11 protein-coding genes are annotated in these 13,232 nt (G+C 71.6%); 6 read left to right on the plus strand and 5 right to left on the minus strand.

Annotated elements, in window-relative coordinates:
- Positions 1-23: 23 nt before the first annotated feature.
- The 6 genes from AB0F88_RS08635 (at position 24) to AB0F88_RS08660 (ending at position 5,287) form a co-directional block, all read left to right on the plus strand.
- Complete coding sequence (locus AB0F88_RS08635; RefSeq protein WP_362679107.1) at positions 24-671, plus strand: DUF5941 domain-containing protein; 648 nt, start codon at positions 24-26, stop codon at positions 669-671.
- 106 nt (positions 672-777) lie between these two features.
- Positions 778-1,512: a phosphocholine cytidylyltransferase family protein gene (locus AB0F88_RS08640; protein WP_362679110.1), complete on the plus strand. Its 735-nt coding sequence runs from the start codon at positions 778-780 to the stop codon at positions 1,510-1,512.
- Between the two features lie 5 nt (positions 1,513-1,517).
- Positions 1,518-2,558: an iron-containing alcohol dehydrogenase family protein gene (locus AB0F88_RS08645; RefSeq protein WP_362679113.1), complete on the plus strand. Its 1,041-nt coding sequence runs from the start codon at positions 1,518-1,520 to the stop codon at positions 2,556-2,558.
- Complete coding sequence (locus tag AB0F88_RS08650) at positions 2,536-3,303, plus strand: CDP-alcohol phosphatidyltransferase family protein (RefSeq protein WP_362679116.1); 768 nt, start codon at positions 2,536-2,538, stop codon at positions 3,301-3,303. Before AB0F88_RS08645 ends, AB0F88_RS08650 begins: the two co-directional genes overlap by 23 nt.
- A 213-nt stretch (positions 3,304-3,516) precedes the next feature.
- A complete protein-coding gene (locus tag AB0F88_RS08655) occupies positions 3,517-4,398 on the plus strand; it encodes a glycosyltransferase family 2 protein (protein WP_362680596.1) in 882 nt (293 codons plus the stop codon).
- 13 nt (positions 4,399-4,411) lie between these two features.
- Positions 4,412-5,287, plus strand: coding sequence for a sugar kinase (locus AB0F88_RS08660; protein WP_362679119.1), 876 nt, complete (start codon positions 4,412-4,414; stop codon positions 5,285-5,287).
- A gap of 117 nt (positions 5,288-5,404) precedes the next feature.
- Here AB0F88_RS08660 and AB0F88_RS08665 read toward each other — a convergent pair whose 3' ends face one another.
- The 5 genes from AB0F88_RS08665 to AB0F88_RS08685 all read right to left on the minus strand — a co-directional run bounded on the left by AB0F88_RS08665 (position 5,405) and on the right by AB0F88_RS08685 (position 13,162).
- On the minus strand, positions 5,405-6,142 hold the full coding sequence (locus tag AB0F88_RS08665) for an acetoacetate decarboxylase family protein (protein ID WP_362679122.1): 738 nt from the start codon (positions 6,140-6,142) through the stop codon (positions 5,405-5,407).
- Complete coding sequence (locus AB0F88_RS08670) at positions 6,127-7,227, minus strand: glycosyltransferase (RefSeq protein WP_362679125.1); 1,101 nt, start codon at positions 7,225-7,227, stop codon at positions 6,127-6,129. Before AB0F88_RS08670 ends, AB0F88_RS08665 begins: the two co-directional genes overlap by 16 nt.
- Before the next feature lie 100 nt (positions 7,228-7,327).
- On the minus strand, positions 7,328-9,415 hold the full coding sequence (locus AB0F88_RS08675; protein ID WP_362679128.1) for an acyltransferase family protein: 2,088 nt from the start codon (positions 9,413-9,415) through the stop codon (positions 7,328-7,330).
- 450 nt (positions 9,416-9,865) lie between these two features.
- On the minus strand, positions 9,866-11,485 hold the full coding sequence (locus AB0F88_RS08680) for an LCP family protein (RefSeq protein ID WP_362679130.1): 1,620 nt from the start codon (positions 11,483-11,485) through the stop codon (positions 9,866-9,868).
- A 153-nt stretch (positions 11,486-11,638) separates the two neighbouring features.
- Positions 11,639-13,162, minus strand: coding sequence for a hypothetical protein (locus AB0F88_RS08685; protein ID WP_362679133.1), 1,524 nt, complete (start codon positions 13,160-13,162; stop codon positions 11,639-11,641).
- Positions 13,163-13,232: the final 70 nt, after the last annotated feature.

Here is a 13,232-nt window from a genome sequence, read left to right on the forward strand (position 1 = left end):
CGAGTGGGAAAACAGGTGCGATCATGATTTCTGTGCATATGGCGCCGGTGCCGCGGAGCGTCGTGGTCGCCTATCGGGACGACGGGGTGCTGTCGAGGGGCATGGGCGCCCTGGTGGCCGGGCAGCTCCCGCCGCTGCCGCCCGCGATCGTCGGGATGTTCGTGACCGGGGTGCTGCTGCTGGTCGGGGTGGCCGGCACCGACGGGCCGGCGGTGTTCGCCCCCGCGGTGGCGCTGCTGCTGGCCGGTCTCGGAAGCTCCCACCCGCACGACGGCCGGCTCGACTGGCTGGTGCCGCCGATCCTGCGCCTCACCGAGTACGGCTTCGTGGCCTCGGTGGGCTTCGCGCACGACGTGCCGCCGTGGCTGATCTTCATGTTGCTCGGCGCGATGGCCTTCCACCACTACGACGTCGTCTACCGGCTGAGGCAGCGGGTCTACCCGCCGTCCTGGCTGGCCACCTCCGGGCTCGGCTGGGACGGCCGGATGCTGCTGATCGCCCTCGGCGGGCTCGCCGGGCAGGTCACGCTGGTGTTCGCCCTGCTCGCGCTCTACCTGTGGTGCCTTTTCTCCTGGGAGAGCGTCACCTGCTGGCTGGCCGCCCCGCGGGTCGGGGTGGACACCGGAGTGGACACCGGGGTGGACGCGGCCGACCTCGGCGCACACGATTGAGAACGTCCGGCGAACCCCGGATTACACGATCAGGGTCCGAAGGCAACTAATCTTTGGGGCCTAGGAGTGCCCGCCGGGAGGCTCTCACCCGAATGAGGAGTGCACGTTGCTGGGAATGGTGCTGGCCGCCGGGGCCGGACGACGCCTGCGGCCGTACACGGACACGCTGCCCAAGGCGCTCGTGCCGGTCGACGGCGACACCACGATCATGGACATCTCGCTGCGCAACCTCGCGGCGGCCGATCTCCGTGACGTCGTGGTCATCGTCGGCTACCAGGCGCAGGCGGTACACGAGCGCAAGGCCGAGCTGGAGCGGCGGCACGGCGTGAAGCTCACCCTCGTGCACAACGACAAGGCCGAGGAGTGGAACAACGCCTACTCCCTGTGGTGCGCGCGCGACTACTTCGACCAGGGCGTGCTCCTGGTCAACGGCGACACGGTGCACCCCGTCTCGGTGGAGGAGACGCTGCTCTCCGCGCCGGCGACCACCGACATCCTGCTCGCGGTCGACGACGTCAAGAAGCTCGCCGACGAGGAGATGAAGGTCACCCTGGACGGCGACCGCCACCTGCGGCTGATCACCAAGCTGATGGACCCGGCCGCCGCCGCCGGTGAGTACATCGGCGCCACGCTCATCCGGCCGGGCATCGGAGACCGTCTCGCCGACGCCCTCCAGGCCACCTTCGAGCGCGACCCGCAGCTCTACTACGAGGACGGCTACCAGGAGCTCGTCGCCCGCGGCGAGAAGATCGCCGTCGCTCCGATCGGCGACGTCCCGTGGGTCGAGGTAGACAACCACGACGACCTCGCCAAGGCGCGGGAGATCGCGTGCCGATACTAGCCAGGATGCTCCCGGCCCCCCTGTCCATGGAGGTGCGCCGGGGCGCTGTCGCCCAGTTGGGCTCGTTGCTGGCCGACAGCAGGGTGGCGACCTCGGGGCGGGTGGCGGTGGCCGTGGGCGCGGGCCAGGGAGACCGGATCGCCTCGGTGATCACTCCCTCGCTCGGCGAGGCCCAGGTCTTCCGGGTGCCCGACGGCTCGGTCGACGCGGCGATCTCGCTCGGTGCCGACCTGCGCAAGGGCGCGTACGAGGCGGTCGTGGGCATCGGCGGCGGCAAGACCATCGACGTGACCAAGTACGCCGCGTCGCTGGCAGGGATCCCGATGGTGGCGGTGGCCACCAACCTGTCGCACGACGGGATCTGCTCGCCGGTGGCCTCGCTCACGCACGACGGCGGCAAGGGCTCCTTCGGCGTGCCCATGCCGCTGGCCATCATGGTGGATCTCGATTTCGTACACGACGCGCCCGCCTCGCTGGTCCGGTCCGGGGTCGGCGACGTGGTCAGCAACCTCTCGGCGATCGAGGACTGGCAGCTCGGCGCGAGCGAGCGCGGGGAGCCGATCGACGGCCTGGCCTGCGCGATGTCCAGGACCTCGGCGGAGGCGGTGATCGGCAGATCCGACTCGATCGAGTCCGACGCGTTCCTCACCGTGCTGGCCGAGGCGCTCATCCTGTCGGGCATGTCGATGGTGGTCGCCGGATCCTCGCGTCCTTCGAGTGGCGGAGACCATGAGATCCTGCATGCCGTGGATCAGCTCTTTCCCGGCACCTCCAACCACGGCGAGCTCGCCGGGATAGGTGCCGCATTCTGTTTCTTCCTCCGCGAGGACTCGCGGAGGCTCAACCAGGTCGTCGACTGCCTGCGCGGGCACGAGCTGCCGGTCACCCCCATCGACGTGGGGCTGTCCCCGGCCCAGTTCACCGAGGCGGTCATGCTGGCCCCGGCCACGCGCCCCGGCCGCTACACGATCCTTGAGCACCTGCGCCTGTCGGAGCCGGAGATTCACGATCGGGTGGAGGATTATGTCCGGGCCGTCGGTCGCTGAGCTCCGTGCGGTGGCCCAGCCGCACTCGACCATGGACCGCAACAGCGGCGAGCACTGGGCCGGCGCGCTCTACATGCGCAAGCTGTCGATCTACGTCACCTGGTTCCTCGCCAAGACGCCGATCACCCCCAACCAGACCACCTGGCTGATGATCCTCACCGGCCTGCTGGCCGGGGCGGTGCTCGCGCTGCCGGGGCTCTGGGCGGCCGTCCTCGCGGCCCTGCTGGTCCAGCTCTACCTGCTGCTCGACTGCTCCGACGGCGAGCTGGCCCGCTGGACCGGCCGCACCTCCATCACCGGCGTCTACCTCGACCGGGTCGGCCACTACTTCGCCGAGGCGGCCATCCTCATCGGGCTGGGTTTCCGGGCGTCGGAGATCCTGCCCGACTGGTACACCGTGATCGGGTTCGCCGCCGCGCTCGGCGCCATCCTGATCAAGGCGGAGACCGACCTGGTCGACGTGGCCCGGGCTCGCTCCGGGCTGGTCGCGGCGACCGAGTCATCGGCCGAGCACTTCCGGTCGCGCGGGCTGGGCATGGCGCGCAGGGCGGCCGCGGCGCTGAAATTCCACCGGATCGTGCAGGCGGTCGAGCTGTCCCTCCTCATCGTGGTCGCCGCGATCTGGGACGCGCTCAACGGAGGGCTGGCGGCGACGAGGATCCTCGTGGTGGCCTGCGTGGTCGTCGCCGTGCTGCAGACGATCCTGCATCTGATCAGCATTCTGGCGTCCAGGCGGCTTTCATGAGGAACCGGATGGCGTCCGGGCGCGTCGTAAGTGCGAACACCCCGCTGTTTGGCAGGTGTTCGCCAGCGGTTCCGATACGCTTGTCCCCCGGTATACCAGGAAACTCCGGTATACCGGGAAACTCCAGCCCCGCCAGATTTCCCGGCCCAGCAGACTCGGTGGTCATGAAAGTATGCTCCGTACGTGCTCTCGACGCGTCAGGACGATGACCCGTTGAAGATCTCGTGCGTCATCCTCACCATGGGCAACCGGGTCCCCGAGCTGGACCGGGCGGTCGAGTCCGCGCTGAACCAGGTCGACGGTGACGTCGAGGTGGTCATCGTCGGCAACGGCACGGACGTTCCCGAGTTGTCGGCCACCGTGCCCCCGGGGTCCTCGGCCTCGATCAGAAGCGTGCGGCTGAACCACAACGCGGGCATTCCCGCGGGCCGCAACCGCGGCGTCGAGGAGTGCTCGGGCGACGTCGTCCTCTTCCTCGACGACGACGGCTGGTACGCCGACATGGGACTCGTCTCCCACCTGCGGGAGCGTTTCTCCACCGAGCACGACCTCGCGGTCGTCTCCTTCAGGGTGAAGGACCCCGACGGCGGCATCGGCCAGCGCCGCCACGTCCCCCGCCTGCGCGCGGGCGACCCCGAGCGGTCCTCCCCGGTCACCACCTTCCTGGGCGGCGCGTGCGCCATCCGCCGCTCGGCCTTCCTCCAGGTCGGCGGTCTCCCCGAGCGTTTCTTCTACGCCCACGAGGAGACCGACCTGGCCTGGAGGCTCCTCGGCGAGGGCTACCGCATCGAGTACGACGCCCAGACGGTCATGTACCACCCGCAGGTCCCCCCGACCCGGCACACCGACTTCTACCGCCTCAACGCCCGCAACCGGGTCTGGCTGGCCCGCCGCAACCTTCCCTGGGCGCTGGCCGCGCTCTACCTCCTCAACTGGATCGTGCTGACCCTGGTCCGCGAGCGCTCCAAGCCGGCCCTGCGCGCCTGGTTCAAGGGCTTCACCGAGGGGCTCCGCGAGCCCGCGGGCGAGCGCCGTCCCATGGGCTGGAACACCGCCTGGCGCATGCTCCGCCTCGGCCGCCCGCCGATCGTCTGATCCCCGATCCGCAGTGGACGTTTACACCCTCGGCGAGGCGTTCGGCGTCGTCACCAGCGGCCGGATCCGCCACGAGCACGAGGCCAGGCTGGACGTCGCCGGGGCCGAGTTCACCGTCGCGGTCGGGCTGTCCCGGCTCGGCCACCGGGTGGGCTGGCTGGGCAAGGTCGGCGGCGACGAGCTGGGGGCCAGGATCCTCACCGCGCTGCGCGGCGAGGGCGTGGACGTCTCCGACGCCCGGGTGGACGAGGGGTCCCCGACCGGGATCCTCCTGAAGGAGTCGAGGCTCGGCCAGGCGTCCAGGGTCACGTACTACCGCACCGGCGTCAGGCTCGCCCAGGGGAACGTTCCGGTGGACCGGATCGCGGCCTCCCGCGTCCTGCACGTCAGCGGGATCACCGCCGCGCTGAGCGCGCGCGACGCCATGCACGCCGCCGTGCGCGCCGCGCGGACCGCCGGGGTCGCGGTCTCGGTGGCGATCGACTACCACGACCAGCTCTGGCCCGACCTGCGCGAGGCCGAGGAGATCCTCAGCGTGCTGGCCTGCTCGGCCGACGTGCTGTTCGTCCGGCAGACCGAGCTCGACCTGGTCAAGCCCGCGCTCACCGGGGATCGCGAGGTCATCGTGACCCGCGGCGCCCGGGGGGCGAGCGTGCGGGTCGACGGTGTCCGCCACGACGCCGCCAGCCTCTCCGCGCCCGTGGTCGACCCCAACGGCTCGGGGGACGCCTTCGTCGCGGGCTATCTCAGCGCGCTGCTGGAAGGCCTGCACCCGGCCGACCGGTTGCGCCGGGGCGGCCTGCTCGCGGCCTTCGCCTCGTCGGGGCCCAGCGACTGGCAGGGCCTGCCGACGAGGGCCGAGCTGCCCCTCCTGGAACTCGACGCCTGATCCCGCGGGCGGCTCCTCTCAGTGCTCCCCGGGCTCCCCGGGCTCCCCGGGCTCTCAGGGCTCTCAGGGCTCTCAGCGCTCCCCGTGCTCCCCGCGCTCTCAGGGTTCTCAGTGCTCTCAGGGTTCCTTGGCCTCGCCGAGCGTCATGGCCAGGTGGGCGACCGTGCTCGTCACCAGGGCGCGCTTGGGCAGGCCGAGCTCGCTCAGTTCCTTGGCGATCGGATGGTTGCCCAGGCGGATGAGAGCGCCGCCGGGGCGCGTGCGGATCCCCCGGGGGGACAGCGACCAGGGGATGCGGCGGGTGATGCCGTCCAGGTGGCTGTAGGCGTCGAGGGGGGTCATCATGCCGGTGCCCGGGACCGGGACGCCCGGTTTGATCAGCAGGTCCAGCACCAGGCGGCCGTCCTTGCGCACGATGCACCGTTTGTAGGGGGAGGACATGCGCAGGTCGATGTGGGCGAGTTCCTTGGGGAAGCCCCAGATGGCGCGACCCGCCTCCAGGGTGAAGCCCTGGTCGACCGGGAGCCAGTGGACGAACGCCCCGGCGCCGGTGCGGTGCAGCTCGGCCAGGTTCGCGCGCAGCCCCCCGCGGGGAACATGGCCGGAGCCGGGGGGCCTGGCCAGGAAGGCGACGCCGAACTCGTGGTAGCCGCCCAGGTCGCTGTCGAGATAGTCGGCGAACACCAGCGTGCACAGGGCCTTGCGGGGCAGCACCTCGGCGACGTCCAGATGCGAGTAGGCGATCACCGCCCGCGCGGCGTCCGCCCTGACCAGGTAGGACGCGCTGCAGACCATGACGTCGCGGACGCGGACCGGCATGGTGACCTCGCGCCCCTGAATCAGATGGCGTGCCATGCCTCCAGTACACCAATCTCCAGGCCGGACGTCACTGGTTTGCCCGCCCATTCCTCCAGCCGCCCGACGAACGCGCCCGCGTGGTCCGGCCAGTTGTGGTGGGCCAGGGCCTCGGCGTGGCCGCGCGCGCCCGTCGCGGCCGCCCCTTCGGGGTCGTCCCGCAACGCCAGCACCGCCCGTACCGCAGCCCGGGCGTCCCCGAAGGGGACGACGACACCGCACCCGGTCCTCTCGACCATGGACGCCGCGGCGGGCAGGGGGGTGGTGATCACCGGGACTCCCCGGGACATGTAGTCGATGATCTTGGCTGGTACGGGCCGGGGGCCGGGCGCGTCGTGCGGGAGCGACAGGCCGGCGATCGCCCCCTCGGCCATCCGCAGCGCGTGCCGGTTGGGCACGTAGCCGTACCAGTCGAGCAGGCCCTCCCGCTGCGCGTCCCGCAGCAGCGGCCTGATCCGGACGTCGGCGGAGCCGATCAGGTCGAGCCTGATCCCGTACGGGAGCAGCAGCCGGGCCGACTCGATCAGCTCGGCCACGCCTCCGGCCTCGGAGAGGTGGCCCACGTGGACCACCCGGTTCCGGCCGGGCGGCGGGGGCGGGGTCGGGGACACGTAGGCGGCGTTGGGCACGACCGGGTGGGGGCCGGAGAACCGCTCCCGGTAGGAGTCCTCGGCCAGGATCAGGTGCAGGCGGTGCTCCGCGCGGGCCTCGACCCGGCGTACCAGCGCGGGCAGGGCCCGGCGCAGGGGGCCGGGGAGGCCGAGGTCGGTGCCCGGCGCGTCAGCGCCCCAGGCGCCCCAGGCGCTCCCGCCGTCCCCTCGCACGTCCCAGACGGTGGCGGGGCGGCGCCTGGGCAGGCGGAACAGCAGTTCCGTGTCGTGTACGACCAGCAGGTCGGCGCCCTCCACCCCGCGCTTCAGGGCCCCCCGGGCGGCCTTCAGCGCCCGCCTGCGGCGCCCGGCGGTCGCCCGGGGCACGTCGATCGCCCGGATCCCCGGATCCGGGGTGACGTTGCAGTCGGTGAAGGGGGCGACGTAGGTGATCTCATGCCCGGCGTCGAGGAGCGAACGGATCTGCCGATGCATGATCCGGGCGTCCTCTGGGTGATGAGCGATTGTCGCGACGCATACCCGCATATCCCGATGCTGGGGGTTCGTTCCGTCATCACCGGATGTGTGGGGTTAATTACCGGGTAACTGGCGCTGAACTCTCCCTGGCGGCGGGTGCGGCGTCGGCCGGTGCGGTGGTAGCGGCAGTGGTGTCGGCGGGCGGGGACGGGCGGCGGTAGAGCCAGACCAGGCGGGGTTCGAGCATCCACTTGAAGAGCTTGCGGGTCTCCGGCAGGCACAGCACGATGGCCAGGGCCAGCGAGCTGCACGCGATCGCCGCCACGCCCAGCGGGCCGTACAGCCAGGGGAAGCTCAGCCAGCCCTGGTCCTTGGCGATGACCACCACGACGCCGTGGAGCAGGTAGGCGTACAGGGTGCGGGTGCCGAGGTCGGAGAACCAGGTCTCGCCCCGGGGCACCAGCGCGAGCACCGCGACCGTCATGACCAGCGCCGCGACCAGCACGGCGCCGCGCACGCCGAAGCCCAGCCACCAGGACATGTCCATGGCCTTGAAGCTGTAGCGGAAGTAGATCGGGTCGAGGGGGACGCGGGGCGCGATGACGATCGCCACCCCGGCGGCGCCGACGAGGACCACCGCGGAGGTGATCTTGACCCAGAGGGGCTTGAGCAGGTCGAAGTGCTCCGGCTTGAGCAGCAGGCCGAGCACGTAGAACGGCAGCAGGCCGAAGAAGCGGTCGATGCTGAAGTCGCCGGAGATCTCCGAGAAGCCCGCGGCCATGTAGATGACCACCGCGACCAGCAGCGGCTGCCGCATCCGCGTCCAGATGGGCGTGGAGATCCGCCAGAGGACCAGGGCCAGCAGATACCAGTTCAGCCAGGCCGGATCAATTATCGTCAGCGTCCACTTCTGGCCAAGCCCGTAGCGGAGCAGCGCGTAGCCGATCTCCACGACCACGTACGGGATCAGCAGGGTGTCGACCAGCTTGTTGATCTTCGCGTTGGAGTTCCAGAAGTTGCGGCCCAGGTATCCGCTGATCAGCACGAACGCCGGCATGTGGAACATGTAGATGAACAGGTACGCGGCCTCCGCCGAGTGCGCCTTCAGGGTGGGGACCAGCGAGTGGCCCGTCACCACCAGGGCGATCAGGACGAACTTCACGTTGTCGAGGTAGGGCTCGCGCTTCTTCCTGGCCGCGGGGGCCGGGGCCTCCTCCTCGGCGACCGGCTCGCGCTCGCGCTCGGCCCGCAGCTCCTGCTCGGCCTGCGGGCCCTGGCTCCAGAACGAGGGCTCGCTCTCCCGGCTGGTGTTCTCCCAGTAGGAGAAGGGACGCTCACCGGCCGGCCGCGGCTCCTGGCGGGGCCGCGGGGCGGACGGCGGTCGTCCCGTGTCCGGGAACCGCACGGGAGCCTGCGGCTCTCCGGGCAGCCGTGGCCGTCCGGGAAGCTGGGAATCCCCGGGGACCCCGGGATATCCGGGGGCGGGCGCCTGGCCGGGAGCCCGAGAGGGCGCGGCTCCCGGCGGCGGGGGGACGCGCGGCGACGTGGGCGGCGACGTGGGCGGCGGAGCCCAGTCGGGCCGGGGCGCCGGCACCTGGGGGGCGCCCTGCGGAGGAGTGGGGCCGTCCTGCGCCCACGACGGGGGGAAGTCCTCCTGCCCCCATGGCGGCACCGAGGGGGAGGGATCCTGCCGCGCCCGCGGCGGCACCGAGGGGGAGGAGTCCTCCCGCACCCGCGGTGGGACCGAGGGGGAGGAGTCCTCCTGCGCCCACGACGCCTGCGCCCACGACGAGTCCTGCGCCCACGCCGGACCTTCCTGGGACCACGAGGGCTCCTCACGGCCCCACGAGGGCTCCTGGGGGACCGGCTCGGCGTTCAGGGGCTTGGACAGGTCGAGCGGGTCGTGGGAGTCGTGAGGGCCGCCGGCGTGCGGCTCGCGGTACGCCGGGTAAGCCCCCCACTCGGTGACCTCGCCGGGGCTCTCCTCCCGATCGCCCCCGGCGTCGCGCCGGGACGCCCTGCCGGAGGCGGCCGGACCCGGGGACGGCGGCTCCGGCCATGAGGGCTGGGGCCCGCCGGGCGCCTGCGCGTGACCGGGCCACGGGGCGGATCTCCGGCCCTGCCCGCCGGTGGACCCGCCGGAGCCGGGTTCGGAACCGCCGTCGTCCTGGGGGGCCGGCACCTGGAAGGATCGGATGTCGCTCACGAGGGGAAGGCTCAGCTATCTGTCGGAGACCGGGGAGTAGTCGGGCAGACTGGCGGGGTGCCCGGGGGCGGGCCGGAGGTGCGGGCGGGCGTTCGCCTCGCGGCCTTGACCAACCCTAAACCGACTGTGCGCCCTCTGTCGCACACACGCACTCTGATTCGGGCGGTTCTCGGGTAATCGTGACTGTCCACGGCCCGGTGAACAGCCGGTTCCCGACGCCTCCCCGGACGGTGACTCTCCGCTACCCGAGCATGATGTCCGGTTCGCCGGGCTCCGCCGCCTCCGTCCGTGCGGTCCGGTTCCGCCCGCTCACCCGGCCGGGCGGCCGGTCGCACCGCCGTCCGGCCCGGCCCGGTCACCCGGCCGCATCCGGTCACATCCGGTCACATCCGGTCACAGCGGCCGGTCCGGCCGTCCCGCCGGGGCGGCCGGGCCGCCGCGAAGGGGACGTCAGGTGCAGGGGTTGGTCTTGCTGTCGACGACCTTGTCCGTGAGGGCGTCGGGAATCTTCGGGAGGGCGCGGACGCCCGGCCAGTCGGCACCGATGATCAGCTGGATGACCGGCCCGGTCGGTGCCTTGCCCCCCGGGGTGGGCGGGGGCGCCACGGATGGGACGTACTTCTCGGTGGTGACCGGCCTGACCTTGCCCGCGACCGGGGCGCGCTTGTCGCCGGAGAGCCTGGCGGCCAGCGCGTCGCCGTACGAGACGCCGTCGGCGGCGTCCTTCTTGGCGTAGCGCACCGTGGTGGTGGGCACGTTGCCGGTCGCCGGGCGGGCGTTGCCGACGTGGGTGACCACGAAGCCCTGGTCGGCCAGCTCGGCGGCGACCTCCCTGGCCCTGTTCGGGGTGTCCGTGCCGTTGAACACCTGGATCCTGACCTGCTCGCGCTTGACGGCCGGCTTGGCCTTGGGGTCCGGGGGCGGGGTGACCTCGGTGTCGTTCTTGATCGCGGCGAACAGCTGGTTCGCGTACGGCTGCACCCAGGCGACGCGGTTGGGGTCGTCGGGGTGGGGACCCCACGGGACGGTGATCAGCTTGACGCCGCCCGCGGTCAGCTTCTGGGCGCTCTTCCCGATCTCGAACAGGGTGCCGGTGTCCTTGGCCAGCTCCGAGTCCATCCGGACGGACTTGGCGGCGGTGTTGATGAAGCTCAGCATCTTGACGGGGTCGGTCAGCAGCTCGCTGCTGGTGGCCTTCTTCACCACCTGGCTGAGGAAGACCTGCTGGCGCTTGATGCGGCCGATGTCGCTGCCGTCGCCGTAACCGCGCAGCCGGACGTAGCCCAGGGCCTTCTCGCCCGCCAACAGGTGCCAGCCCGCCGGGAGGGTGAGCTTGGCCTTCTTGTCGTCGACCGGCTTGGTCAGGCAGACCCTGACGCCGCCGAGGGCGTCCACGATGTTCTTGAAGCCGGTGAAGTCGACCTCGACGAAGTGGTCGATGCGGATGTCGGTGAGCGCCTCGATCGTGGTGATCGTGCAGGTGATGCCGCCCTCGTTGTAGGCGGCGTTGATCATCTCGGTGCGGGCCGCCACCGGTGCGCCCGTCTCGGACTGGCAGGCGGGCATGTCGACCACCGAGTCGCGGGGGAAGCTGACGAACGTCGCCTTGTCGCGGTCGGGGGCGATGTGCATGAGGATGATCGTGTCGGTGCGCTTGCCCGCGTCGGCCATCTTCTGGCCGTACTTGAGGTTGTCGCCCTCGCGGGTGTCGGAGCCCACGATCAGCACGTTGAGCGCGCCCTTGACGGGCGCCGGGCGGTTGTTGCCGAGCTTGTTGCCGAGCTCGAGGTCGTCGATGTTGCCGACCGCGTTGCGGTAGACCCCGTAGCCGCCCAGGGTGCCGAGCACCAGCAGGCCGGTCGCCGCGATACCGGCCCAGGCGCCGGTGGTGAGCCGCCGCTGCTTGCGGTTTTTGCCCCTCGGCGTCGCCTCACCCGGCTGTGTCGGGAGGTCTCTCTGCGGGCTTTCCTGAGGGGGGCCGTCCCCTCCCGCGCGCCGCGCGCCGCGGCGGCCGTGGGAGGCGGGTTCGCTCCGGCGGTCCCTGACGGCCGCCTGCCGGTGGTCGCTCATGCGAGCCTCCCGCTGGGGGGCGTCGTCCGGTGCTCGTGCTCGATCATCGAGCCCAAAGGGTAGATCACGAGGTGCGCGCCAGGAGTCGTGATGATGCGAACTTGGCCAAGACCGCCCCCTGACACCGCCATGATGATTCGGCGGCCAGCATACTCAAATGCGGACATTAGTAGGAATGTTACTGAAATTAGGTTTACGTACGACAAGTGCCGCCGCCAGGCAGGCGGCGGGCACGGCCGGCAGGACGTACCGGTAGTCGAACTCCGCCACCGCCGCCGGCATCACCAGCAGCACCACCGCCACCGACCAGGGCAGCGCCCACGCCGTGGAGTCCGGGCGGAAGCGCCGGACGCACGCCGCCGCGGGCGGTAGCAGCAGGATCACCAGGACCGCCGCGCCAGGCAGTCCGGCGATTCCCTGATAGGTACGGATCCAGCCCGCGTACGGTTCGACGATCCGGGTGGAGATCGGGCCCCTCTCGTAGCGCTTCGCGGCCTCGGCGCCCACCGTCGCCGGATAGCGCCCCGGCGGCGCGGGCGGTGTCGCCGGGAACTGGTAGTAGTCGTAGATCTCCTGGTCCGGGTAGACCGGGCGGCCCACGGTGAACGAGCGGGCCAGTTCCGAGGCGACCGAGCCGAGATAGTCCAGCGGCTGGCTCAGGATCGCCAGCGACGCGAACCGCCCGGCCAGCGTGTCGTTCGCCCGGGTGAAGGTGATGCCGGGCAGCCTGACCAGCGGCGAGTCCTGCGCCCAGACGTACTCCTGCGCGGGAGGCCGCTGTGCCGCCGGGCGGGGGTCGCAGAGCACCGCCAGGTCGGGCGGCGGGCGCATCACGCCGCAGTCGGCGAAGGTCATCGTCTTGCCGTACAGGAAGACGCCGTTCGCGCCCACGATGCCGATCCGCTGGTACGTCGCGTGGAACCAGGCCCCGTACCCGAGGATCGGCACCGTCGCGGCGGCGAGCATCACTCCCGCCGCGAGCACCCGGCCCCGGTCCCTGAAGATCAGCCAGGCCGCGAAGAGGGCCACCAGCGGCAGCCCGACGGTCCTGGTCAGCGTCGCCGCCGCGAGCAGCAGCCCGATCCCGCACGCCGTACGCCACCCGGCGGACTCGCGCACGGCCAGGCAGGCCGCCGACACGACCAGGGCCGCGAACAGGGTGTCGGAGACCAGCAGGTGCTCCAGCTGGATCTGGTAGGCGTCCAGGAGGGAGGGGACGGACGCGAGCGTGGCGGCCCAGCCTGGCGCCCGCAGCCGCCGCGCGGTGAGATAGACCAGCACGCCGACCAGCAGCCCGAGCAGGTGCTGGGCCAGCGCGACGACGGCGAACTCGTGGAACGGTTCGAGCAGCCGCATGAACATCGGGTACCCGGCGGGGCGGACCAGGTCGGGCCGGGGTTTCAGCGCGGTGACGACGTAGGTGTAGGAGTCGGGGAACCAGAGCGCGGGCCGGTAGCCGAGCATGGTGATCACCCGCAGCGCGATCCCCGCGACCAGCACGACCAGGAACCAGCGGTGCTCCAGGAGCAGGCGGCGGTCCAGGAGGCGAATATGCTCCCGCTCCCGCTCCCGCTCCCGGTCCCGGAGCTGGAACCGGAGGCGGTCCCGGAGGCCGCGGCGGTCAGGAAATTCGCGGTCGCCCCGGAACCCGCGACACCGCCGCACCCACCCGATCACTCGTCCCCCTCCTCGAATGCTGCGCGTACGCTACCGGCTTCGACCTGGCCCCGCGCTCGCGCCGGACCCG

This window comes from Streptosporangium sp. NPDC023963 (assembly GCF_040639135.1).
GTDB lineage: Bacteria > Actinomycetota > Actinomycetes > Streptosporangiales > Streptosporangiaceae > Streptosporangium.